This window comes from Denitratisoma sp. agr-D3, assembly GCF_054658675.1.
Map to the genome: position 1 here is coordinate 1 of NZ_BAAGIA010000005.1, position 21744 is coordinate 21744.

Annotated in this window: 22 protein-coding genes and 1 tRNA gene; 13 read left to right on the forward strand and 10 right to left on the reverse strand. The window is 61.5% G+C overall.

Going from position 1 to position 21744, the window contains the following annotated elements; translation table 11 throughout:
• Positions 1 to 270: 270 nt before the first annotated feature.
• A tRNA-Ser gene (locus ACYQ2U_RS13730) sits at positions 271 to 363 on the reverse strand.
• A 125-nt stretch (positions 364 to 488) separates the two neighbouring features.
• On the opposite strand from ACYQ2U_RS13730, the gene mltF reads away from it, so the two are divergent.
• Entirely contained in the window at positions 489 to 1808 is a 1320-nt protein-coding gene (mltF, locus tag ACYQ2U_RS13735) for a membrane-bound lytic murein transglycosylase MltF (RefSeq protein ID WP_459951121.1), read from the forward strand.
• Here the strand turns inward: mltF and serS are convergent.
• Positions 1795 to 3075 (reverse strand): serine--tRNA ligase, encoded by a 1281-nt coding sequence (gene serS / locus ACYQ2U_RS13740; protein ID WP_459950953.1) that lies wholly within the window; start codon positions 3073 to 3075, stop codon positions 1795 to 1797. The two genes, mltF and serS, sit on opposite strands and share 14 nt — an antisense overlap.
• A gap of 209 nt (positions 3076 to 3284) precedes the next feature.
• Here serS and ACYQ2U_RS13745 point away from each other — a divergent pair, with 209 nt between their 5' ends.
• Positions 3285 to 3548, forward strand: coding sequence for a hypothetical protein (locus ACYQ2U_RS13745; RefSeq protein ID WP_459950954.1), 264 nt, complete (start codon positions 3285 to 3287; stop codon positions 3546 to 3548).
• Between the two features lie 60 nt (positions 3549 to 3608).
• On the opposite strand, the gene ACYQ2U_RS13750 is transcribed toward ACYQ2U_RS13745, so the two are convergent.
• Positions 3609 to 4928 carry a replication-associated recombination protein A gene (locus ACYQ2U_RS13750; protein ID WP_459950955.1) on the reverse strand — a complete coding sequence of 440 codons (1320 nt, stop codon included), beginning with the start codon at positions 4926 to 4928 and terminating at the stop codon, positions 3609 to 3611.
• A 257-nt stretch (positions 4929 to 5185) separates the two neighbouring features.
• Here ACYQ2U_RS13750 and ACYQ2U_RS13755 point away from each other — a divergent pair, with 257 nt between their 5' ends.
• Positions 5186 to 6580, forward strand: a complete 1395-nt coding sequence (locus ACYQ2U_RS13755; protein ID WP_459950956.1) for a hypothetical protein — start codon at positions 5186 to 5188, stop codon at positions 6578 to 6580.
• A gap of 79 nt (positions 6581 to 6659) precedes the next feature.
• Here ACYQ2U_RS13755 and lolA read toward each other — a convergent pair whose 3' ends face one another.
• The 4 genes from lolA to ACYQ2U_RS13775 all read right to left on the reverse strand — a co-directional run bounded on the left by lolA (position 6660) and on the right by ACYQ2U_RS13775 (position 10780).
• Entirely contained in the window at positions 6660 to 7274 is a 615-nt protein-coding gene (lolA, locus tag ACYQ2U_RS13760; protein ID WP_459950957.1) for an outer membrane lipoprotein chaperone LolA, read from the reverse strand.
• A gap of 121 nt (positions 7275 to 7395) precedes the next feature.
• Entirely contained in the window at positions 7396 to 7665 is a 270-nt protein-coding gene (locus tag ACYQ2U_RS13765) for a hypothetical protein (protein WP_459950958.1), read from the reverse strand.
• A gap of 15 nt (positions 7666 to 7680) precedes the next feature.
• On the reverse strand, positions 7681 to 9978 hold the full coding sequence (locus ACYQ2U_RS13770; RefSeq protein ID WP_459951122.1) for a DNA translocase FtsK: 2298 nt from the start codon (positions 9976 to 9978) through the stop codon (positions 7681 to 7683).
• Positions 9979 to 10123: 145 nt separating this feature from the next.
• Positions 10124 to 10780 (reverse strand): Crp/Fnr family transcriptional regulator, encoded by a 657-nt coding sequence (locus ACYQ2U_RS13775; protein ID WP_459950959.1) that lies wholly within the window; start codon positions 10778 to 10780, stop codon positions 10124 to 10126.
• Between the two features lie 94 nt (positions 10781 to 10874).
• Here ACYQ2U_RS13775 and trxB point away from each other — a divergent pair, with 94 nt between their 5' ends.
• Together trxB and ACYQ2U_RS13785 are read left to right on the forward strand one after the other, a co-directional pair.
• Positions 10875 to 11834: a thioredoxin-disulfide reductase gene (gene trxB / locus ACYQ2U_RS13780; RefSeq protein WP_459950960.1), complete on the forward strand. Its 960-nt coding sequence runs from the start codon at positions 10875 to 10877 to the stop codon at positions 11832 to 11834.
• Positions 11835 to 12389: a Smr/MutS family protein gene (locus tag ACYQ2U_RS13785; protein WP_459950961.1), complete on the forward strand. Its 555-nt coding sequence runs from the start codon at positions 11835 to 11837 to the stop codon at positions 12387 to 12389. It begins immediately after the preceding gene.
• 49 nt (positions 12390 to 12438) lie between these two features.
• Here ACYQ2U_RS13785 and ACYQ2U_RS13790 read toward each other — a convergent pair whose 3' ends face one another.
• The 3 genes from ACYQ2U_RS13790 to ppa form a co-directional block, all read right to left on the reverse strand.
• Positions 12439 to 12777 carry a P-II family nitrogen regulator gene (locus tag ACYQ2U_RS13790; protein ID WP_459950962.1) on the reverse strand — a complete coding sequence of 113 codons (339 nt, stop codon included), beginning with the start codon at positions 12775 to 12777 and terminating at the stop codon, positions 12439 to 12441.
• A gap of 32 nt (positions 12778 to 12809) precedes the next feature.
• Complete coding sequence (locus tag ACYQ2U_RS13795) at positions 12810 to 14432, reverse strand: NAD+ synthase (RefSeq protein WP_459950963.1); 1623 nt, start codon at positions 14430 to 14432, stop codon at positions 12810 to 12812.
• Positions 14433 to 14534: 102 nt separating this feature from the next.
• Positions 14535 to 15083: an inorganic diphosphatase gene (gene ppa / locus ACYQ2U_RS13800; protein WP_459950964.1), complete on the reverse strand. Its 549-nt coding sequence runs from the start codon at positions 15081 to 15083 to the stop codon at positions 14535 to 14537.
• A 175-nt stretch (positions 15084 to 15258) separates the two neighbouring features.
• On the opposite strand from ppa, the gene hemP reads away from it, so the two are divergent.
• The 8 genes from hemP to ACYQ2U_RS13840 all read left to right on the forward strand — a co-directional run bounded on the left by hemP (position 15259) and on the right by ACYQ2U_RS13840 (position 21741).
• The gene (hemP, locus tag ACYQ2U_RS13805) at positions 15259 to 15441 is read left to right on the forward strand and encodes a hemin uptake protein HemP (protein WP_459950965.1); all 183 of its coding nucleotides are present in this window, start codon (positions 15259 to 15261) and stop codon (positions 15439 to 15441) included.
• A gap of 9 nt (positions 15442 to 15450) precedes the next feature.
• Complete coding sequence (locus ACYQ2U_RS13810) at positions 15451 to 15657, forward strand: (2Fe-2S)-binding protein (protein ID WP_459950966.1); 207 nt, start codon at positions 15451 to 15453, stop codon at positions 15655 to 15657.
• 373 nt (positions 15658 to 16030) lie between these two features.
• Positions 16031 to 16711 (forward strand): energy transducer TonB, encoded by a 681-nt coding sequence (locus ACYQ2U_RS13815; protein WP_459950967.1) that lies wholly within the window; start codon positions 16031 to 16033, stop codon positions 16709 to 16711.
• Between the two features lie 2 nt (positions 16712 to 16713).
• A complete protein-coding gene (locus ACYQ2U_RS13820; RefSeq protein WP_459950968.1) occupies positions 16714 to 17424 on the forward strand; it encodes a MotA/TolQ/ExbB proton channel family protein in 711 nt (236 codons plus the stop codon).
• Entirely contained in the window at positions 17425 to 17844 is a 420-nt protein-coding gene (locus tag ACYQ2U_RS13825; RefSeq protein ID WP_459950969.1) for an ExbD/TolR family protein, read from the forward strand.
• A gap of 139 nt (positions 17845 to 17983) precedes the next feature.
• Positions 17984 to 20302, forward strand: a complete 2319-nt coding sequence (locus tag ACYQ2U_RS13830; RefSeq protein WP_459950970.1) for a catecholate siderophore receptor Fiu — start codon at positions 17984 to 17986, stop codon at positions 20300 to 20302.
• Between the two features lie 66 nt (positions 20303 to 20368).
• Positions 20369 to 21049, forward strand: coding sequence for a Fe2+-dependent dioxygenase (locus tag ACYQ2U_RS13835; protein ID WP_459950971.1), 681 nt, complete (start codon positions 20369 to 20371; stop codon positions 21047 to 21049).
• 8 nt (positions 21050 to 21057) lie between these two features.
• On the forward strand, positions 21058 to 21741 hold the full coding sequence (locus tag ACYQ2U_RS13840) for a PepSY-associated TM helix domain-containing protein (protein ID WP_459950972.1): 684 nt from the start codon (positions 21058 to 21060) through the stop codon (positions 21739 to 21741).
• Positions 21742 to 21744: the final 3 nt, after the last annotated feature.

Below are 21744 nucleotides of genomic sequence, written 5' to 3' on the forward strand. Positions count from 1 at the left end.
GAGAAGCTAAAGGCCACCTTAGCAGCCGCAGCCTCCCGGTAACGACAAGCGCCCGCCGGGCGCTTTTTTTGATCTTGGCAGTGCCAAAAGCAGCGCAAAACAGTGCCAAAAATCGCGCCGGCTTACAGAATTCGACGACGTCCTGGTCTGGTTGTCCCCCAATATCCTCATCAGCAAAATGCTCGCCGCCGGGGCGCTGTAAGCGTGTCGCCCATGAAAAAGCCCACGGCCGGCAAGGGCGGTGGGCTGGTTCGGTATTGCTTGAAGGGGTGGCGGAGAGGAAGGGATTCGAACCCTTGTGCCAGGTTTCCCTGACCATCCGATTTCGAATCGGCGCCGTTATGACCGCTTCGGTACCTCTCCGCAGGGGGCGGATTCTATCACTGCGTTCTTCTCCCGGACCATGGCAGAATGGCGGTCCTTCAAGACGGGAGGCGCCCATGTGGACTCTGCCCCGGACTGTTTTAGGGCTGCCCCTTGGACTGGTGATGTGTCTTTTGGCGGCCTGCGGTCGCGTTGATCCCCCGGAACAATCGGGGGAGTTGGTCGTAGCCCTGGTGGCGGGACCGACCACCTATCAAACTGAAAACGGCGAAACCACGGGTTTTGAATACGACCTGGTGAATGCCTTCGCCGAATCCCAGGGCCTGAAGCCCCGCTTTGTGCTGACCCAGGATAGGGAGGAAACCCTGCGTCTGGTGCGGCAGGGTAAGGTGCATTTTGCCGCCGGCGTTTCCATCGACGACCAGACCGATCTGATTTACACGCCGCCCCTGCGCAATGCCCAGGCGGTGCTGGTGAAAAATGCCGACGAGCTGCCCTTCGACGACGACAGCCTGCCGGGCGAGGGCAAGGCGGTGGCGGTTTCGGGCGGATCGGTACAGGCCACCCTGCTCAAGCATCTGGCGGGGGAAAGCAAGAAGTTTCTGGTCACCGAATTGTCCGGCTTGCCGGAATTGACCCTGTTGCAACAACTGGCGGAGCATCGCCATTTGCTGGTGGCAACGGATTCCTTGCTGTATGCCCTGGCCGCCCGCGCCCACCCTGAACTGGAAGTGGCGCAGAAGCTGCCGGGGAAATTGGAATTCGGCTGGGCCTTCGCCAAGGATGCCCAGACCCTGTCCGACAAGGCCAAGGACTTCCTCGAGAATCTGCGTCATGACGGCAGCCTGGCCCGCATCCACGACCGTTATTTCGGTTACATCACCCGCATCAACACTCAGGGCATCAGCGACTTCATCGAGGCGGCCGACACGGAGCTTTATCGCCTGCGCAAATATTTCCAGGATGCCCAGGAAATCACCGGCATCGACTGGCGCCTGCTGGCCTCACTGGCCTACCAGGAGTCGAAGTGGGATCCCCTCGCCACCTCGCCGACGGGGGTACGCGGCATCATGATGTTGACGGAAGAAACAGCGGACCGGCTACGGGTGAACAATCGCCTCGACCCACGCCAGAGCATCCTGGCCGGGTCGAAGTACCTGGCGGACCTGCGGGACGCCCTGCCGCCCTCGGTGAAGGAGCCGGACCGGACCTGGATGGCGCTGGCCGCCTACAACCTGGGCATGGGCCACATGAACGGCGGCCGGGCCATCGCCGAAGGTCTCGGCAAGGACCCGGATTCCTGGTTTGAAATGAAGTCGGTGCTGCCGCTGATGGCCAAGCCCCAGTACTACGCCCGGCTCAAGTCCGGCCGGGCCCGGGGCGGCGAGGCGGTGATCATGGTGGAAAACATCCGCACCTACTACGACATCCTCAAGGGTCTTGAGGAGCCGTGGATCACGCCCCTGCCCTTCAAGCGGCGCTGAGTTTTTCCAAGCCGCCCAGGTAGGGACGCAGGGCGGTAGGAATGGTCACGCTGCCGTCGGCGTTCTGGTAGTTTTCCAGGATCGCCACCAGGGTGCGGCCCACGGCCAGGCCGGAACCATTGAGGGTGTGCACCAACTCGGGCTTATTCTTCTCGTTGCGGAAACGGGCCTGCATGCGGCGGGCCTGGAAGGATTCGAAGTTGGAGCAGGAGGAAATTTCCCGGTAGGTGTTCTGGGCTGGCAGCCACACCTCCAGATCGTAGGTCTTGGCGGCGGAGAAACCCATGTCGCCGGAGCACAGGGCCATCTTGCGGTAGGGCAGTTCCAGCTTTTGCAGAATGACCTCGGCATGGCCGGTCAATTCTTCCAACACTTCCCAAGACTTTTCGGGGCTGACAATCTGCACCAATTCCACCTTGTCGAACTGGTGCTGACGGATCATGCCGCGGGTATCGCGACCATAGCTGCCGGCTTCGGACCGAAAACAGGGAGTGTGGCAGACGAACTTCAAGGGCAGCACCGCCGGGTCGAGAATCTCACCGCGCACGATGTTGGTGACGGGCACTTCGGCGGTGGGAATCAGATAGAGCTTGGTGCCGTCGCTACGGGGCACCTGGAACAGGTCTTCCTCGAACTTGGGCAACTGGCCGGTGCCGTACATGCTGTCCGGATTCACCAGATAAGGGGCATACAGTTCGGTGTAGCCGTGCTCGCCGGTGTGGGTGTCCAGCATGAACTGGGCGAGGGCGCGGTGCAGGCGGGCCAGGGTGCCCTTCATCAGGGTGAAGCGGCTGCCGGAAATCTTGGTGGCGGTTTCGAAATCCAGGCCCAGGGGGGTACCCACGTCCACATGGTCCTTCACCTCGAAATCGAAGGTCCGGGGCGACCCCCAGCGCAGCACTTCGACATTGCCGGTTTCGTCCTTGCCCACGGGCACGCTCTCGTGGGGCAGGTTGGGAATGCCGGCCACGAAGGCGTTGTAGCGTTCCTGCAAATCGGCCAGTTTGGCCTCGTTGGCTTTCAACTCGTCGCCGATGCCGGCCACTTCGGCCAACACAGCGGAGGCATCCTCGCCCTTGCCTTTCAACACCCCGATCTGCTTGGACAGGCTGTTGCGCTTGGCTTGCAGATTTTCGGTGGCGATCTGCACGGCCTTGCGCTCGGCCTCCAGGGCCTCGAAGGCGGCAGTGTCGAGGGTCACGCCACGGCTGGCCAGCCGTTCGGAAACCAGGGAAAGGTTGCTGCGGAGAAGTTGAATGTCCAGCATGAAGAATCCTTAAACGCTACATAAGTTGCGGCGGTGCTTGAAGAAAGACAGCCAAGCCGATGAATTCCAACGGCAGCGGCCGAAATCGCCCTAAGCCTTGAATTTTAAGCAACAACACCGATACTTTCCTAAGGGAAAAGAAAAAGATTCCGACCCGAGTCCTGCCTCAGGCAAGCCCGGGTACGGCGTCCGCACTGGAGGAGATGCTTATGTTGTCCATGCAGGATTGCCTCGACTACTGTGATCTCAACGAGGACGAGGTGCGGGTCATTGCCCACCACGAGCATCTGTCGTTTGAGGCGGCGGCCCAGTTGGCCTGCTCCCTGGCCCAGGATAAAAAGGGGGAAAAGCAGCTGTGCGACATGCTCGGCGAGGTGGTGTGCGAAGCCGCCGGCAAAGGCGAGATGGAAACGCTACAACAAGCCGAGCGGGCCTTTTGCCACTTCACCCAGCACCACCCGCAAAGCCAATAAGCCGGAAGCAGGATCGTCGGCAAAGGGCGCGGCTATTCGCCCTCGGTTACTGGTCCTCGGCTATTCGTCCTCTTTGACCGCCTGGGCGTCCAGGGCGCGCAGGTGGGCCAGCTTGTCGGCGATCTTCTGCTCCAGGCCGCGCGGAGTGGGCTCGTACCAGTTCATCGCCGCCATTCCCTCGGGGAAATAATTTTCCCCGGCGGCATAGGCCTCGGGTTCGTCGTGGGCGTAGCGGTACTGGCGGCCGTAACCCAAATCCTTCATCAATTTGGTGGGCGCGTTACGCAAATGCTCGGGCACCGGCCGCGACTTGTCCTTGGCGATGAAGGCCCGCGCGGCGTTGTAGGCCATGTACACCGCATTCGATTTGGGTGCCACGGCCAGGTAGATCACCGCCTCGGCCAGGGCCAGTTCCCCCTCCGGCGAACCCAGTCGCTCGTAGGTTTCCACCGCATCCAGGGCCAGGCGCAGGGCACGGGGGTCGGCCAGGCCGATGTCCTCGTTGGCCATGCGGATCAGGCGGCGTCCCATGTACAGCGGATCGGCGCCGCCGTCCAGCATGCGCACCAACCAGTACAGGGCGGCGTTGGGGTCGGAGCCGCGCACGGATTTGTGCAGGGCGGAGATCTGGTCGTAGAAGGCGTCGCCGCCCTTGTCGAAACGGCGTAGGTCGCGGGCCATGGCCGACTCGAGAAACGCCCCGTCGATTTTGGAGACGCCGGCCGTGTGGGCGGCGGTGCGCATCTGCTCCAGCACGTTGAGCAGGCGGCGGGCGTCGCCGTCGGCATAGCCGATCAGGCGATCCCGGGCTTCGTCGTCAAACGCGATATCGGGGAAAGCCTGTTCCTGGGCGCGGCTGAAGAGCTGCTTCAGTTCATCCTCATTGAGGCTTTTCAGTACATAGACCGCCGCCCGGGAGAGCAAGGCGGAGTTCACCTCGAAGGAGGGATTCTCCGTGGTGGCGCCGATGAAAGTGACGGTACCGTTTTCCACATAGGGTAGGAAGGCATCCTGCTGGGCCTTGTTGAAGCGGTGCACCTCGTCCACGAACAGCAGGGTGCGTCGCCCGCTCTGGGCCAAAGTCAGTTCCGCCTGCTGCATGGCTTCGCGGATGTCCTTGACGCCCGAAAACACGGCCGACAGGGCAATGAACTGGGCGTCGAAGGCATCGGCGGTGAGCCGCGCCAAGGTGGTCTTGCCTACCCCCGGCGGGCCCCAGAGGATCATGGAGTGGGGCGTGCCCGACTCGAAGGCCAAGCGCAGCGGCTTGCCTGGCCCCAACAGATGCTGCTGACCGATCACCTCGTCCAGGTGCTTGGGACGCAGCAACTCCGCCAAGGGCGCGTGGACGGGTTGGGCGGATGCAAAAAGGTCGGTCACGGGGATACGGGCTGTAGGGGCCGGAAAGATCAAAGGACAGGTCGGTATGTTACGGCAGGAGGCGAGTCACCACGAATCGTGCCTTGGCAAATTCAGTCGCGCCAGATGGCGGCTCCACGTCCAGGCGGCCTTACGCGAGCGCCCCCGGAAGGCCCAACGCCCGGATTAATGACATTGAGCTAACATCGACGGGCACAGAGGTTCCATGTCACCCCACAAAGCACGTCTACCGACCACCCTTGCGAGAGGATCACCCCATGGCTTATCTCACGTCCCCAAGAAATACCGGATTTTTAATACTGGCCCTGCTGAATGCCGGCCTTGCCGTGACAGGGAATGCGGCAACCACCGCCTGGACATTGATCTACCAGGACGACTACGACTACGCCAGCCAAGCCAGGCAGGGCACAACGAAATTCAATACGTGGATGTGGCGGGAGGACTGCAATGGCAATCACTATTTCCAAGATATCCAATCGGAAGGCTGCTCTCCCACACACCCCTGCGTGAAGCTCACTGCGGAGGTTTACGATGCGCAACAGACTATCTGCAAGGCCTCGCTTCTTTCCGCCGAGTCAGGAAGCACGGGCATGCAGACGCCTTACATCAATGCCGAGATGTACAACAACGCCTGCGTGCGCCAGGGGCCGGGCCAGCCCCAGCCGCAAGCCTTTGACAAGCTGCTCACTTACGGTAGTGGGGACAAGAACCCTTGGGTGCAGAAAAATATTTTCGGCAATCCCATCCTGCCTGCCTTTGTTCTGTACGAGACCTTGCGCATGCAATGCGACAGGCCCTACCCCTACGACCCGGCCTGGCAAAACGCCCATCCGGTAACCCCCTATGCCAAGGATTCTTGGAATACCACAACGCCGGGCGTCCTTCAGGCCAATCCCTTGGCGTATTCGACGACGGAAAACGCCGGCATGTGGTTCCGCGATCTGGTCTGGAACACGCCCTATCTGGCGACCACGGCAACGGCACAAAAAATCGTCATGAGCATCAAGGCCGAAGGCGATGGCGGCGGCAGCCGGGGCTGGGGCTTTTGGAACACCACGATGAACCCTTTTGCCTGGCAATACGCCTGGTTCATGGAATTCACCAACCCGGTTTCTCCTCCGCCCGCAAAGGGCCAACCGACAGTTAAGAAAACCCTGCTGGCGATGACCGTCACCAACATAGACCTGAGCCACCTGAACGCTGGCGGCATCTGCTTGACGCAATTGCCGGACGACATTTATCGCTGGCGCGACTACACCATCGTCTGGCGCGGGAATGCCGTCGAATACCAGATTGATCAACAGCCCGTGGCGGTCCACACGCAGTTTGTGCCCAATGGCGGCATGTCCTTCCACAACTGGGTGGACAACCGCAATTACTCAAACGTGGGGCCAGGCAACTATCCGATCACCGTGGCCAAGAGCAACACTATTCGCAAGTTCGAGGTTTACGAAAGTGGCCCTGGATCAGCCCCTGCGCCCGTAGGGCAACAATGCGCCAGTTGGGGAAGCATCCTCCAGAAGGCGATAGGCAAGAACGCCGGCAAACCGGCGATGAAAAAATTCGCCCTGGAAATACGGGACTTCAAAACCTTGGTGAAGCTGCTCAAGCAGCAGGGAATCCTGCGGGCCGAGCCCATGGTCACGCCCTAGGGCGTCCCCCCCTCTCACCCGGCCAAACACGCCCTTGCGCTCCCTTGCTCATCCCTGTGGGCAAGGGGAGCGGTAGCCCTTATTCGCCGACCACATCCGCCCCCTTGGGCGGCGTAAAGCGGAACTGGTTGGCGCCGACGGCAGGATTGACTTGGAAGCGCGTAAAGCGCAACAAACTGGTCTGGCCGAAGTTGTCATGGATTTCCATGACCTGCGGCAGGTTACCGGCAAAGCCGATGCGCACCCGCTGGAACGCTGCGTCCTGGGCCTTGGGCGTGGCGTCCACGAATTCCAGTCCGTTTTCGGCGGCGGCCTCCTTCAGATCGAAATTCTTTTCCAGGCCCTCGCCGGCCAGCAGGGCCGCCGGACTGGCGCCCAGGGCCTTGCCCAGGCGCTTGACGGTGACCTGGTTGAGATCGGGGTCGTAGCTCCAGAAACGGTCGCCATCGCTGACCAGGGTTTGCGGGTAGGGCTTGTCGTAAACCCAGCGGAACTTGCCGGGTCGTTGCAGGGCAAAACTGCCGGAGGATTGCTGCGGCTTGCGCCCGGACTTGGCGCTGACCACCTGAACGAAACCGCCCTGGGCGGTATGGGCTTCGGCCAGGAAGGCCTCCAATTGGGCCAGGCCGGAGGCTGAAGCGCCTGACGCCAGGGTAGCCAAGGCCAAGGCGGGGAAAAGGGATCGGATCATCATGGGGAGGGATTATCCCCCAAACCGCCCAGCCCTTGCCTGTACCGTCTATCGTGAGGATAACGGCCTACCAATGGCGACAGGCCCGAGCGCACGAATGAGGCTGTTGTCTGTTGGGTTAGGGCTATTGCTCCTGCCATAGCAGGAACATAAAGAACAATGCGACAACAAGTATTAAGCCCCCGATGCATTTGGTATTACCTGAAGAAATACCACGCCAGTTAATAAGGCGCAGTTTTTCCGAGTCGCTCATGCTGGGCGGAAACGGACCGAAAAGGTCTTCATGCATTTTTATTTTCTGGTATGGATTGCGCCCAATGTCAGTGTTAGCTCGCAACAACAACACCACGAATAAAACCAGAATGCCGGCGAGGATTAAGTTAAGTACGGACATGGCTTCCCCCCTCACTTATTCGGACTTGTCGGGCACCAGCACTTCCCGGTTACCGGCGCCATTCATGGGCGACACCAGGCCAGCGTGCTCCATGGCCTCGATCAGTCGCGCAGCGCGGTTGTAGCCGATGCGCAAATGGCGCTGTACCAGGGAGATGGAAGGACGCCGGGTTTTGAGCACGATCTCCACGGCCTGGTCGTACATGGGGTCGGACTCGGCTTCGCCGCTGGGTTCGCCACCAGCGCCATCACCGTCACCTACCGGAGCCGAGAGAATGTCGTCGATGTATTCGGGGCTGGCCACTTTCTTCAAGTGGTCCACCACATGGTGCACTTCCTCGTCGGCGACAAAGGCGCCGTGCACCCGGGTCGGCAAGCCGGTACCGGGCGCCAGATAGAGCATGTCGCCCTGGCCCAGCAAGGCTTCGGCGCCCATCTGGTCGAGGATGGTGCGGCTGTCGATCTTGCTGCTGACCTGGAAGGCGATGCGGGTGGGAATGTTGGCCTTGATCAGGCCGGTGATCACATCCACGCTGGGGCGCTGGGTGGCGAGAATCAGGTGGATGCCGGCGGCGCGGGCCTTCTGGGCGAGCCGGGCGATCAACTCTTCCACCTTCTTGCCCACCACCATCATCAAGTCCGCCAGTTCGTCGATCACCACCACCACGTAGGGCAAGGTTTTCAAGGGCTCGGGGGATTCGGGCACCAGGGGGAAAGGATTAGGCAGATGTTCGCCGGCCTTTTCCGCTTCGCGGATCTTGTTATTGAAGCCGGCCAGATTGCGCACCCCCATGGCAGACATGAGCTTGTAACGTTTTTCCATCTCGCCCACGCACCAGTGCAGCGCGTTGGCGGCCTTGTTCATGTCGGTAACCACGGGCGCCAGCAGATGGGGAATGCCTTCGTAGATCGACAGTTCCAGCATCTTGGGGTCCACCATGATCAAGCGCACGTCCTTGGGCTCGGACTTGTAGAGCAAGGACAGGATCATGGCGTTGATACCCACCGACTTGCCGGACCCGGTGGTGCCGGCCACCAGCAGGTGGGGCATCTTGGCCAAATCGGTGACGACCGGCTGCCCGGAAATGTCCTTGCCCAGGGCCATGGCCAAGGGGGACGACATGCTGTTGTAGGCCTTGGAGCCGATGATCTCCTTGAGCCGCACCGTCTGCCGCTTGGCGTTGGGCAGTTCCAGGGCCATGCAGGATTTGCCCGGCACGGTTTCCACCACCCGGATGCTGACCAGGGACAGGGAGCGGGCCAGATCCTTGGCCAGATTGACGATCTGGCTGCCCTTGACGCCGGTGGCGGGCTCGATTTCGTAGCGGGTCACCACCGGGCCGGCATTGGCGGACAGCACCTTCACCGTCACGCCGAAGTCCGCCAGCTTGCGCTCGATCAGGCGCGAGGTGAATTCCAGGGTTTCGGCGGCGGGCAGATCGTCGGGGTTGTGGCTCGGATCGTCCAGCAGATGCAGGGGCGGCAGCGCCTCGCCGGGAGCGTCGTAGAACAGCGGCACCTGGCGTTCCTTCTCGGCACGGGCCACGGCCTTGGGTGCCACCGGCACCTCGATTTCCACCGGCTCGATCTTGATCGGCACCGGCGGGCTTTCCTCGATTTTCTTGCGCTCCACTTCCACTACGGCTTCCCGCTTCTCGGCCAGGGCTTTGCCGTAGCGGCGATCCTGGCGGGTTTGCAGGAACAGACGGGCCCCGAGCCAGACCCGCTCCAGCAGATACCCCACCCGCTCGGCCAGACGAAGCCAGGAAAGACCAGTGAAAATCGACAGCCCCACGGCCATCAGCGCCAACAGGATCAGGGTGCCACCATGGAAACCCAGATAACGGGTAGCCAGGCGCCCCACCTCATGGCCTACCAGCCCACCAGGGGCCTGGGGCAATGCAACGCTCAGACTCCAGAAACGCATGGCTTCCACGCCGGTGCTGGCCAGCAGCAGTACGACGAAACCAAAGGCGGCGATCAGGAAGGGACGGCGGTCGCCATTGATCAGACCCTCCAGGCGGCGATAACCCCAAGCCACGAGGAACAACAGGAACAATACGGTCCACCAGGAAGAAAGGCCGAGGAAATACAGCAGCAGGTCCGCCAGCCAAGCCCCCAGACGACCGCCGGGGTTGCCGATCCGGTCCGTCAACACGGCATGGGACCAGCCGGGGTCGGCAACATTGAAGCCCCACAGAATGAGGGCGATATAGCCCCCTGCCACGGCCAGCAGCAGCCAGCGCGCCTCGTTCACCAGGGCGACAATTTTTTCGGGCAGGGGTTGCGGCGCCTCGGGACGCCGGTTAGGCATGACCGCCATAGGAAAACCATACGCAATGAGTCAATGTCGATTATTGACCCACGACGGCCGGATTAAGGCAAAAACAAGGGGGGATAAGAACCCTTTTCCCCGCCACCCGGCAGAGAAAAGTCCAACCCAGAAAAGAGACTGGCCTTTACTGGCCGAATTCGCCGTGCAGGATGATGCAGTCGCCCTCTTCTTCCAGCAATCCCTGGGTACGCAGATCGGTCATAACCCGGCTCACCATTTCGCGGGAAGCCCCGATCATCTTGGCGATGTCCTGCTTGGTCAGTTTTTTGCGCACAAGGCGCTTGCCATCCACGGTTTCGGACAAGTCCAGCAGCAGGCGGGCGACGCGGCCGAACACGTCCATCAGGGCCAGGCTTTCGATCTTACGGTCGGCTTGGCGCAGGCGCTGGGCCAAGCCACGCATGATGAACAGGGAGATGTCAAAGTTGCTCATCAGACAGGCCTGGAAGTCCGCCATGCTGATGGTGACCAGGTCGCTGCTGTGGGTGGCCGTGATGGTGGCGGAGCGCGGCGTGTTATCGAGCACCCCCATTTCGCCGAACAGCTCGCCGGGGCCAAGGATGGACAGGATGACCTCCCGTCCCTCGTCGTCGGACACCGACACCTTCAGGTGGCCATTGACGACGAAGTAGATATTGTCGGTCCGGTCCCCTTCCCGTACCACGACGGCACCCCGGGCGGCGTGGCGCAAAGAGGCCACACGGGCGATGGGAGCCAGTTGTCCATCGTCAAGCGTGTCGAAAATTGGTAAAGAGCGCAGAACCGTGGTGGAAACCGACATTTTCGATAGTCCGAATTAATAGAATGGGTTGAAATGGCTTATTGGCGCGGGAAGTATAATCGCAAGCATATCAACAATGCGTGAGAGCCGCTATATGACTGCATCCATCCGTCATTCCCGCCTCCTGATCCTGGGCTCCGGCCCGGCGGGCTACACCGCTGCGGTATACGCCGCCCGCGCCAACCTGAATCCCGTGCTGGTCACCGGTCTGGCCCAAGGGGGCCAATTGATGACCACCACCGAAGTGGACAATTGGCCGGCGGACGCCGACGGGGTGCAGGGTCCGGACCTGATGGCCCGTTTCCAAAAACACGCCGAGCGGTTCAACACGGAAATCATCTTCGACCATATCCACACCGCGAAATTGACGGAAAAGCCGATCCGCCTGATCGGCGACGCCGGCGAATATACCTGCGACGCCCTCATTATTGCCACCGGCGCCTCGGCCATGTACCTGGGGCTGCCATCCGAGGAGGCCTTCGCCGGCAAGGGCGTGTCCGCTTGCGCCACCTGTGACGGGTTCTTTTACCGTAATCAGCCCGTGGCCGTGGTTGGCGGCGGCAACACCGCCGTGGAAGAAGCCCTCTACCTGGCCAACATTGCCAGCCACGTCACCGTGATCCACCGTCGCGACAAGTTCCGCGCCGAGAAGATCATGCAGGACAAGCTGTTCGAGAAGGAAAAGGCCGGCAAGGTCACCATCAAGTGGAACACCACCCTGGACGAAGTGCTGGGCGACAAGAGCGGCGTCACCGGCATGCGCTTGAAAAACGTCCAGACCGGCGCCACCGAGGAGGTTTCGGTGCAAGGCGTGTTCATCGCCATCGGCCACAAGCCCAATACCGACATCTTTGCCGGCCAGTTGGACATGGACAGCGGCTACATCGTCACCAAGAGCGGCCACCAGGGCAACGCCACGGCCACCAGCATTCCCGGCGTTTTTGCCGCCGGCGACGTGCAGGACCAGATTTACAAACAGGCCATCACCAGTGCCGCCGCTGGTTGCCAGGCGGCCTTGGATGCCGAGCGTTACCTGGACGCCCTGGGTGACTGAATGAGCAAGGGGCGCGATGCGGCGGTGGATGCCGAGGCGCGCGCCCTGTTCCGTTCGGCAGTGGCCGATGCCACGCCGATTTCCCACGACCGGGTGGTGCTGGAAACCCCAGCGCCCCGACCTCGCCCCCGCCAGCGGGAACTCGACGAACGGGGCGCCCTCGTGGAATCCCTGTACGGACCGCCTTTGCTCGACCTGCATCTGGAAGGCGGCGACGAGGCGGCTTGGTCCCGGCCAGGCCTTGCCCTCAGCGTGTTGCGCGATTTGCGGCGCGGCCGCTGGGTGGTACAGGACCACCTTGACCTGCACGGCTGCAATCGCGAGGAAGCACGCACCCTGGTGGCAACCTTCATGGCCCAGGCCATGAGCCGCGGTCTGCGTTGCCTTCGTATCGTGCACGGCAAGGGCATGGGTTCGCCGGGCCGGGAACCGATCCTGAAGAAATTGGTGCTCGGCTGGCTTAGCCAGCGCCAGGAAGTGTTGGCCTTTTGCCAGGCCCGGGCGGCGGAAGGCGGAGCCGGCGCGGTGGTTGTACTGCTGCGAGCCGGCAAATAAAAACGGCACGCCGAGGCGTGCCGTTTGTCGAGTGACGGAACCGGCTGGCTTAGATGGCAGACTCGTTGGTTTCGCCGGTGCGGATGCGCACCACCTGCTCCACGTTCATCACGAAAATCTTGCCGTCGCCGATCTTGCCGGTGCGGGATGCCTTGACGATGGCCTCGATGGCGGCGTCGCAGGTCTGATCCGCCACGACCACTTCTACCTTGATCTTCGGCAGGAAGTCCACCACGTATTCAGCACCGCGATATAGCTCAGTATGGCCCTTTTGCCGGCCGAAACCCTTGACCTCGGTGACGGTCAGGCCGGTTACGCCCACTTCGGACAGGGCTTCGCGCACTTCGTCGAGCTTGAACGGTTTGATGATGGCTTCAATCTTTTTCATGTTGTTCCTTCCCTTAGTTCTGATCCCGTTGCTTAGTACTCATCCTGATACCGCGATGTTATCGGATATCGCCAATCCTTGCCGAAACCGCGGCGGGTGATGCGGATGCCCACCGGGGATTGACGCCGCTTGTACTCGTTGCGCTTGAGCATGCCCACCACCCGACGCACCACGGCCTCGTCATGGCCTTGGGCCACGATCTGGCGCGGACTCAGGTCGTTTTCCATATAGGCCTGGATGATGGCATCCAGGGTTTCATAGGCGGGCAGCGTGTCCTGGTCGGTCTGGTCGGGCTTGAGCTCCGCCGACGGCGGCCGAACGATGATGTTTTCGGGAATCACCGGCGAAAGGGTGTTGCGGTAGCGGCAGAGCCGATAGACGAAGGTCTTGAAAACGTCCTTGATCACGGCAAAGCCGCCGGCCATGTCGCCGTACAGGGTGGCGTAGCCCACCGCCATTTCGCTCTTGTTGCCCGTGGTCAGCACAATGGCGCCGGTCCGGTTGGAAAGGGCCATCAGCACCATGCCGCGAATCCGCGCCTGGATATTTTCCGGCGTGGTGTCCGCCCAGACCGTCGGCGGCAGGCCGGCGAACAGGGGATCGAGCATTTGCGCATAGGTGGCCATCGCCGGCGCGATGGGAATTTCGTCGTAACGCACCCCCAGGGTATGGACCAGGGCGCGGGAATCGTCCAGGCTCATTTGAGCCGTGTACGGCGACGGCATCATCACCGCCCGCACCTTGTCCGCCCCAAGAGCATCCACTGCCACGCAAAGCGTCAGGGCGGAGTCGATCCCACCGGAGAGACCGATGATGGCGCCGGGAAATCCGTTCTTGTCAAGATAGTCCTTCACGCCCAGACACAAGGCGGCATAGACCTGGGCCTCGATGCACTCCGGCTCCGCCACCGCACCGGGAAGAATCTTGCCGTCCTGGAAATCAACGACCTCCAAGGCTTCCTGAAATAGCGGCAACTGATGGGTCAATCGCTGCTGGCCATCCAGCACGCAGGATGCACCATCGAACACCAGTTCATCCTGCCCGCCCACCATGTTGGCGTAGATCACCGGCAGCCCGGTGGCCCGGATACGCTGGTTGAGGACGCCGTAGCGCTCTTCCTGCTTGTGCATGTGGAAGGGCGAGGCATTCAGTGCCAACAGCAAGCGCGCCCCGGCAGCATGGGCGGCCTCCGCCGCGCCGGATTCCCATACGTCGGCACAGATGTTGATGCCGCAGGGCACGCCCTTCACGTCCACCACGCAAGCCTGCGTTCCGGAAGCGAAATAGCGCTCCTCGTCGAACACCTCGTAATTAGGCAGTCGATGCTTGCGGTAGGTTGCCTCGACCTTGCCGTTCCGCAGTAAGGAGGCGCTGTTGTAGCGTTGCCCATCGATGATCGCGGGGTGGCCGACCACGGCAGGCAGGGGCAACGCCTGGGCTAGGGCAAGAAGTTGGGACTCGCAGTTCCGGTAAAAATCCGGGCGCAGCAACAAGTCTTCCGGCGGGTAGCCGCACAAGCCCAACTCGGGCGTCAGCAGCAGGTCGGCGGACTTTTCGCTGGCGCGTCGGGCGTAGGCCAGAATGCGCTGGGCGTTGCCCTCCAGGTCCCCCACGGTGCAATTGATCTGGGCGATGGCGATGCGTAATGAACTCATGTTTCAACTATACCCGCTACGGCATTTCCCTTGAACCGGGGAAACACAAACGAAACGGCCCGCCGGCGCAAGCGGGCGGGCCGTCATCAAGCGCGATGCGTATTAAAAGGCCGGCTTGTTGTTGGCCTTGTTGTACGCCTCGACACCGGACATGATTTCCTTCTTGGCATCCTCAATGTCGCCCCAGCCTTGTACCTTGACGAACTTGCCGGGCTCCAGGTCTTTGTAATGCTCGAAGAAGTGGGCGATCTGGTCCAGCAACAACTGGGGCAGGTCGGCCGTGCTCTTCACGTTGCGATAGAGAGGGGTCAGCTTGTCCACCGGCACGGCCAGCAGTTTGGCGTCTTCGCCGGCCTCGTCCACCATCTTCAGCATGCCAACGGGGCGGCAGCGAACGACCACACCGGGAGGAAGGGCGAATTGGCTGACAACCAACACATCCACGGGGTCGCCATCGCCGGCGATGGTGTGGGGAATGTAACCATAGTTGCAGGGATAGTGCATGGCGGTGGACATGAAACGATCCACAAACACCGCGCCGGAATCCTTATCCACCTCGTATTTGATGGGGTCAGAATTCATGGGGATTTCGATGATCACATTGAAATCATTGGGCAAATCCTTGCCGGAAGGCACTTTTCCAAGACCCACGCTTATCTCCTCAACCGAAAAGCATTAATTATAAAGGACTGTCCCTTACCGAGGAATGACACGATCAGGCAAATTTTTTGCGTAACAGAAGTTGACAGGGCACCCCAACTTCATTGAGAATAATTCTCGTTAGCAGGAAAGAAGTGTTCTCAACTCCACGACGGACGATGAAACCATGAATGCCGAGTCGAATACGGAAAAACCGAATCCGGCCCCCGCGACGATGGGCGAACCGGGTAACTCCCCCTTGCCCAGCCAGGAAATCCTCCAGGGGCGCAACGAAGTGCGCATTGCCCATTGCGGCTGCGTCTATTCCTTGCGCGTGACTCGGCAAGGCAAGTTGATTCTGACCAAGTAAGGGGCCGCCATGTACGTATGCGTCTGCAAGGCATTGACCGAAAAGGATGTGCATTCCGCCGTCGCCGAGGGGTGCAGTTCCGTGAAGGAACTCAAACGCCGCCTTGGCCTTGGCTCGGAATGTGGCCGCTGCGCCGCTTGCGCCAAGGGCATGCTGCAAAACGCCGCCAACGGGGCAACCACGACGGAGTCGGCCAACCGGGCCTCATGTCGCTAGAAAGACAACACAAAACACCTTAACCACCCGATACCGTTTTCCTGCCGGACTAGCCAGCACCACCGCAAGCCATGTCCTCCGCCCCCACCGAGGCAACCATGGCCACTGCAATCCCAACCTACCGCGCCCAATCCCACCTGGGCATCCCACCCGCTACCGCACACAAGCTCCCCTCGCCCGAGACAGGGGGAGCGGCATTTTGCCGCTAACGGCCACCCCAACGCAGCCACTACAATCACATTCCGCCCGACAGATCGCCTCTTCATACGCCTTAGCCGATACCCATGGAAGTCTCTGCCTGTCACTTCGCCACCGCCCTACCGATCCGCTCCGCCCGGCTTGGGAACACGGTCGCCCCCAGGGGGAAACGTTGATGGCGCCCTTCGAGCCCTTGGCCTTCGCGGCGGCCGGTCCGGTCGCCTCGGCACCCGCGGAACACCCCTGGCGCGAGAATGCGTTGTGGATCGGCTTGGCCGTTTTCTGCCACGTCCTGCTGCTGACCAGCTTTGCCCTGATCAAGCCGCCCGAGCCGATCCAGCCGCCTATACCCTTCGCCGTGGAGATTCTCAACGCGGCCAATCCGGACAAGCCCGACACGCCCAAGCCTCAGCCCAAGGTGGAAAAGCGGCCTGCGCCCCAACCGCCCATCCCCGTCAGCAAGACGCCGTTGCCGACGGCCCTGACCACCAAGGCCGAACCCACACCACCGGCTGTCGAAACACCGCCGAGCAAAACCTCCGGGGAACCGGCGCCCTCCGCTGGGCAGCCGGTCAGCCAACCGCAATTCGACGCGGCCTACCTCAACAACCCCGCCCCCGCCTATCCGCCCATGTCGCGCCGCCTGGGGGAAACCGGCAAGGTCTTCCTGCGCGTACACGTCCTGCCCTCGGGCTTGCCTGACCAGCTGGAAATCCGCACCAGTTCCGGCTTCCCACGGCTGGATAGCGCCGCGCTAGATGCCGTCAAGCGCTGGCGCTTCGTGCCGGCCAAGCAGGGTGGCGAAACCCTGGCGGCCTGGGTCGTCGTTCCCATTTCATTCAGTTTGGAGAATTAACCATGTCCTACAGCTTCGACTTCGGCAGCTTCTGGGCGCAAGGGGACTTCGTCGCCCATGCCGTCGCCCTGCTGCTGGCCGTTCTTTCCATCGCCAGTTGGACCGTCATCCTGTCCAAGGGCTGGCAGATCTTCCATTTGCGTCGTACCAGCCCCCAGGCCCTGAAGGCCTTCTGGGACGCCACTTCCATCACCGAAGCCATCGGCAAGGTCGAGGATGCCGCTCCCTTCGCCCTCCTCGCCCAGCGCGGCGCCGAGGCCGTGGCCCATTACGGTAGCCACGCCAAGGGCAGCGCCCACCACCTGGACGCCCACTTGTCCGCCAGCGAACTGGTCACCCGGGCCCTGCGCCAGGGCATCACCCGAGCCAGCAGCCGCCTGGAAAACGGCCTCACCTTCCTCGCCTCCATCGGCGCCACCGCTCCCTTCATCGGCCTGTTCGGCACCGTCTGGGGCATCTATCACGCCCTGGCCCGCATCGGCGCCACCGGCCAAGCCAGCCTGGACAAGGTGGCCGGCCCCGTGGGCGAGGCCTTGATCATGACCGCCGCCGGCCTTTTCGTCGCCATTCCCGCCGTGCTTGCCTACAACGCCTTCACCCGTGCCCTGCGTGTGATCAGCGCCGACCTGGACGGCTTCGCCCACGACCTGCACACCTACTTCACCATGGGCGAGCGCAGCCGCCCCGTGGTGAGTCTGGCGAAGGAGCGCTAAATGGCCTTCGGCAGCTTCAGCGACGACAGCAAGCAACCCATGGCCGAAATCAACATGACACCCCTGGTGGACGTCATGTTGGTGCTGCTCATCATCTTCATCGTCACCGCGCCTATGATGAGTCAGTCCCTCAAGATCGATCTGCCCCAGGTCAAGGCCCAGCCCAACGACGCCAAGCCTGACGTCGTCCGTCTGGCCCTGGACGCCGGTGGCAAGCTGTTCTGGAACGAAAGTCCCGTCGCCGAGGGCACCTTGCCGGCACGACTGGCCGAGGTGGCCGGCCACACCCCGCCGCCGGAAGTACATCTGTCCGCCGACAAGGAAACCCGCTACCAGCGGGTCGCCGAAGTGATGAGCGCGGCCCGGGAAGCCGGCATCCAAAAACTGGGCTTCATCACGCTGCCTCCCGTGGGTCGCTAAAGCAAACCACCGCACACAGCACTCAGGAGTTGCCAGACCGCACTCGTTCCACCGTTTTTCAATAACAGCCAGCCACCGACCGCCTCTCCCGCAGGTCAGGAAGCCAGCCACACACTTCCGCCAACCCAGGAGATTCGTCATGGCTTACATCAAGCGCCGCAAGCACGCGGCCGTCCGTCACCCGGCCTTCAAACCGGCCGCTGCCTTCACCCTGCTGGCCATGGCCAGCCACGGCGCCCTCGCCGAGGACTCGGTCTTGTCCACGGTCGAGGTCAAGGCCACTGCCGAGGCCACCTACAAGGCTGACAAGGTGTCCTCGCCCAAGTTCACCCAACCTCTGGTGGATACTCCCCAGACCATTTCCGTAGTGAAAAAGGAACTGCTTCAGGAACAGGGGGCAACCTCCTTGATGGACGCCTTACGCAATACCCCGGGCATCACCATGCAGCTTGGCGAAAACGGCAACACCAGCGCCGGCGATACCTACATGATGCGCGGCGTTTCCACCGAGTCTGCCACCTTCGTGGACGGCATCCGTGACTTGGGCGCGATTACCCGGGACACCTTCAACATCGAGCAGGTCGAAATCGTCAAGGGTCCGGCGGGGACCGATATCGGTCGTGGCGCCTCTTCCGGTTACATCAACCTCGTCTCCAAGCTGCCCACCGTGGAAGACTTGTATGCAGGCTCAGCCAGTCTGACTAGTGCCAATGGCCAGCGCTACACTGCCGACATCAACAAAAAAGTCGGCGACACCTCCGCGATTCGCCTCAACATCATGTCTCAAGGCGGCGACGTTCCGGGGCGCGATCACGTGGAAAAGAACTATCAGGGCTTTGCCCCCTCCTTCGCCACTGGCCTTGGCACACCAACTCGGTTCTACCTGTTTTCCCAGCACATCCAGCAACACAATCGGCCGGACGGTGGGCTCCCCACCGTCGGTCTGCCGGGTTTCTATTACAACGACACTGCCAACTTAGCCGGTTCCGCCGTGGCCCGTGCCGCCGGCAAGGTGGACTCGGAAAACTATTACGGCAGCCTGAACGACTACGAACGGGTATCGGCCGACATGGTGACAGCCAAGGTCGAGCACGACATCAACAGCAAGACCACCCTGCGTAATACCACCCGTTATGGCAAAACCAAGATGGACCGGATCATGACGGGCATTGGTTCGGGTTCTGCCTACCTCACCACAGTCAGCCTCAGCGATCCTTCCACCTGGACCATCGCCAGAACACGTCAAGGCCTGTACCAAGTCAACGAGATGTTCACTAACCAGACCAACTTGACCACCGAATTCGATACGGGCGCGTTCAAACATTCATTGTCCGCTGGTGTGGAATTGATCTACGAAAAGCAACGGACGGAAACCATGGCCTCCACTGGCCTCACCATTCCCGCCGCCAACTTATACAGCCCCAATGCCGACACTTTCCTACCGGTCCCCTATAAAACAGGTGCCTATGTAGACGGCAACACCACCACCTTGGCCCTATACGCCTTCGACACGATGAAGCTCAATGAGCGTTGGCAGGTCAACGGTGGCCTACGCGTCGAACGCTACCGGACCAGCACCAGTAACATGACTTTGGTAACCAGCGGCACCAATGGCAATCAAGCTCAATTTCCCGGCTATGCAGTGGGTTCGCTGGCGCCGTCGTCTGCCGGTGACACGGATCATCTGACCAGCTGGAAGGTCGGTGCCCTTTACAAGCCAGCTGCGAACGGCAGCATCTATCTGACAGTTGCCAATTCGATGACCCCACCTGGGGGCAACAGCTTCAACCTGAATGCAACCGCATCCGCCACAGGGGGGACCAGTAACAATCCGAACTTAGATCCCCTGGAAAGCGAAAACCGGGAACTGGGCACCAAGTGGGATCTGTTCGACAAGAAGCTCGCCCTTACGGCTGCCTTGTACCAAACTACCATTCGCAATGAAATTGCCAATGTGGACCCAGTGAACAACATCTACGCCGCCTTCGGCAAGCGCACAGTGGAAGGTATCGAGTTGGGCGCGGTGGGCAACATCACCGACAAGTGGCAGATTTCCGCCGGCCTCGCCACGATGGACACGAAGATCAAAAACGGCTCAACCGGCAATAACTCCGCAGGTGCGGCGGCCCGCTGGTCACCCGATCTGACTTTTACCCTGTGGTCCTCTTACGCCCTGCCCGGTGGTTGGACGGTTGGTGGTGGTGCCCGCTACACCTCGGACCAAAAGCGCATCGTCGATCCTTCCGTGAACACCACCGCTCAATCGGTACCAAAGATTCCTTCCTATTGGGTGGCGGACATGATGGCAAGCTATCGGGTGGACAAACACACAACGCTCCAACTCAACATCTATAACCTCTTTGACAAGGAATACATCGCCACCCTGAACAACGGCGGTGGTCGCTACACCCCCGGCACACCTCGTTACGCCATGGTTAGCGCCAACTTCCAGTTCTAGTTCACTCACCCAGCCCCGCCCTGCCGCCCTCATGGGTCGGCGGGGCTCAGCCAGGAAATCACTGTCATGCTGCTCCACATTCCCTCAGTACTCACCCCGGAAGAACTTGCCGAATGCCGCCGCTGCTTGGCTGATGCTCAATGGGTAGACGGAGCCACCACGTCCGGCGCCCAGGCCACCCGCGTCAAGCACAATCACCAGCTCTCTCCCGGTAGCCCCCTAGCGGAGCGACTGGGCGCGATTATCTCCTCGGCACTCAGTCGCCATCCTTTGTTCATGGCGGCCGCGCTGCCGAAACAAATGCTGCCACCACTGTTCAACCGTTATCAAGACGGGGGCAACTACGGCAACCATGTGGATGCCGCCATCCAAGGAGATGCTCGCAATACGATGAAGGTCCGTAGCGACGTTTCAACCACCGTTTTTCTTTGTCATCCAGAAGAATACGAAGGCGGCGAACTGATTGTCGAGGACACCTATGGCAGCCATGAAGTGAAGCTCCCTGCCGGGGATGCCATCGTTTATCCTTCCACCAGCCTTCACCGGGTCGAACCCGTGACCGGCGGTGCCCGGATTGCCTCTTTCCTCTGGACCCAAAGCATGGTGCGAGAGGATTGGAAGCGCGCCATGTTGTTCGACCTGGACATGACGATCCTCAAGCTTCGCCAGTTTGTTGGCGACAGCGAGGAGGTCGTTTCCCTCACCAGCCACTATCACAACCTGCTTCGCCTCTGGGCCGAGACCTGAGGCACGCCATGAGTTCTCCCGCCGCCGCCATCCGTCACCAGGCCAGCCAGCATCGTGCCGCCTGGCTCAAGACCCTGCACCGCTGGCACTGGATCAGCGCCGCCATCACCCTGATCGGCCTGCTGCTGTTTTCCGTCACGGGCATCACCCTCAATCACGCCGGCGACATCAAGACCAAACCCCGGGTGATCTCGCGGGAAGTCCAACTGCCAGCACACCTGCTGCCCCTGGTGTCTCCCGCCGCACCCATGCCACTTCGAAAGAATGGCGGCAGCGGCGCCGCCCTTGCGCCCTTGCCCGATGCCGTCCGTGTCTGGCTGGGCGAAGCCCTGTCTGAAGGCATCTCCGCCACCCAGGGGGAAAAAGCCGAGTGGGCCGCCGACGAGATCTATCTGCCCCTGCCCCGTCCCGGTGGCGACGCCTGGCTGCGCATCCTGCGCGAAGACGGCGTCGTCGAGTACGAGGCCACCGACCAGGGCTGGATCGCCTACTTCAACGATCTGCACAAAGGGCGCAACACCGGCACAGCCTGGAGCTGGTTCATCGACCTGTTCGCCGTGATCTGCCTGCTCTCCTCCCTGACCGGCCTGCTGATCCTGCAATTCCACGCCGGCCAACGCCCCAGCACCTGGCCCCTGGTGACCCTGGGACTGGTGCTGCCCCTGCTGTTGACCCTGCTTTTCATTCATTAAAAA

Bases quoted from the DNA above. Each gene is read 5' to 3' on its own strand.
- hemP (WP_459950965.1), top strand. From the start codon at position 15,259: ATGAATGCCGAGTCGAATACGGAAAAACCGAATCCGGCCCCCGCGACG.
- ACYQ2U_RS13745 (WP_459950954.1), top strand. From the start codon at position 3,285: ATGTTGTCCATGCAGGATTGCCTCGACTACTGTGATCTCAACGAGGAC.
- ACYQ2U_RS13810 (WP_459950966.1), top strand. From the start codon at position 15,451: ATGTACGTATGCGTCTGCAAGGCATTGACCGAAAAGGATGTGCATTCC.
- trxB (WP_459950960.1), top strand. From the start codon at position 10,875: ATGACTGCATCCATCCGTCATTCCCGCCTCCTGATCCTGGGCTCCGGC.
- ACYQ2U_RS13785 (WP_459950961.1), top strand. From the start codon at position 11,835: ATGAGCAAGGGGCGCGATGCGGCGGTGGATGCCGAGGCGCGCGCCCTG.
- ACYQ2U_RS13765 (WP_459950958.1), bottom strand. From the start codon at position 7,665: ATGTCCGTACTTAACTTAATCCTCGCCGGCATTCTGGTTTTATTCGTG.
- ACYQ2U_RS13790 (WP_459950962.1), bottom strand. From the start codon at position 12,777: ATGAAAAAGATTGAAGCCATCATCAAACCGTTCAAGCTCGACGAAGTG.
- ACYQ2U_RS13770 (WP_459951122.1), bottom strand. From the start codon at position 9,978: ATGCCTAACCGGCGTCCCGAGGCGCCGCAACCCCTGCCCGAAAAAATT.
- ACYQ2U_RS13835 (WP_459950971.1), top strand. From the start codon at position 20,369: ATGCTGCTCCACATTCCCTCAGTACTCACCCCGGAAGAACTTGCCGAA.
- ACYQ2U_RS13775 (WP_459950959.1), bottom strand. From the start codon at position 10,780: ATGTCGGTTTCCACCACGGTTCTGCGCTCTTTACCAATTTTCGACACG.
- ACYQ2U_RS13795 (WP_459950963.1), bottom strand. From the start codon at position 14,432: ATGAGTTCATTACGCATCGCCATCGCCCAGATCAATTGCACCGTGGGG.
- serS (WP_459950953.1), bottom strand. From the start codon at position 3,075: ATGCTGGACATTCAACTTCTCCGCAGCAACCTTTCCCTGGTTTCCGAA.
- ACYQ2U_RS13820 (WP_459950968.1), top strand. From the start codon at position 16,714: ATGTCCTACAGCTTCGACTTCGGCAGCTTCTGGGCGCAAGGGGACTTC.
- ACYQ2U_RS13815 (WP_459950967.1), top strand. From the start codon at position 16,031: ATGGCGCCCTTCGAGCCCTTGGCCTTCGCGGCGGCCGGTCCGGTCGCC.
- lolA (WP_459950957.1), bottom strand. From the start codon at position 7,274: ATGATGATCCGATCCCTTTTCCCCGCCTTGGCCTTGGCTACCCTGGCG.
- ACYQ2U_RS13830 (WP_459950970.1), top strand. From the start codon at position 17,984: ATGGCTTACATCAAGCGCCGCAAGCACGCGGCCGTCCGTCACCCGGCC.
- mltF (WP_459951121.1), top strand. From the start codon at position 489: ATGTGTCTTTTGGCGGCCTGCGGTCGCGTTGATCCCCCGGAACAATCG.
- ACYQ2U_RS13755 (WP_459950956.1), top strand. From the start codon at position 5,186: ATGGCTTATCTCACGTCCCCAAGAAATACCGGATTTTTAATACTGGCC.
- ACYQ2U_RS13825 (WP_459950969.1), top strand. From the start codon at position 17,425: ATGGCCTTCGGCAGCTTCAGCGACGACAGCAAGCAACCCATGGCCGAA.
- ACYQ2U_RS13840 (WP_459950972.1), top strand. From the start codon at position 21,058: ATGAGTTCTCCCGCCGCCGCCATCCGTCACCAGGCCAGCCAGCATCGT.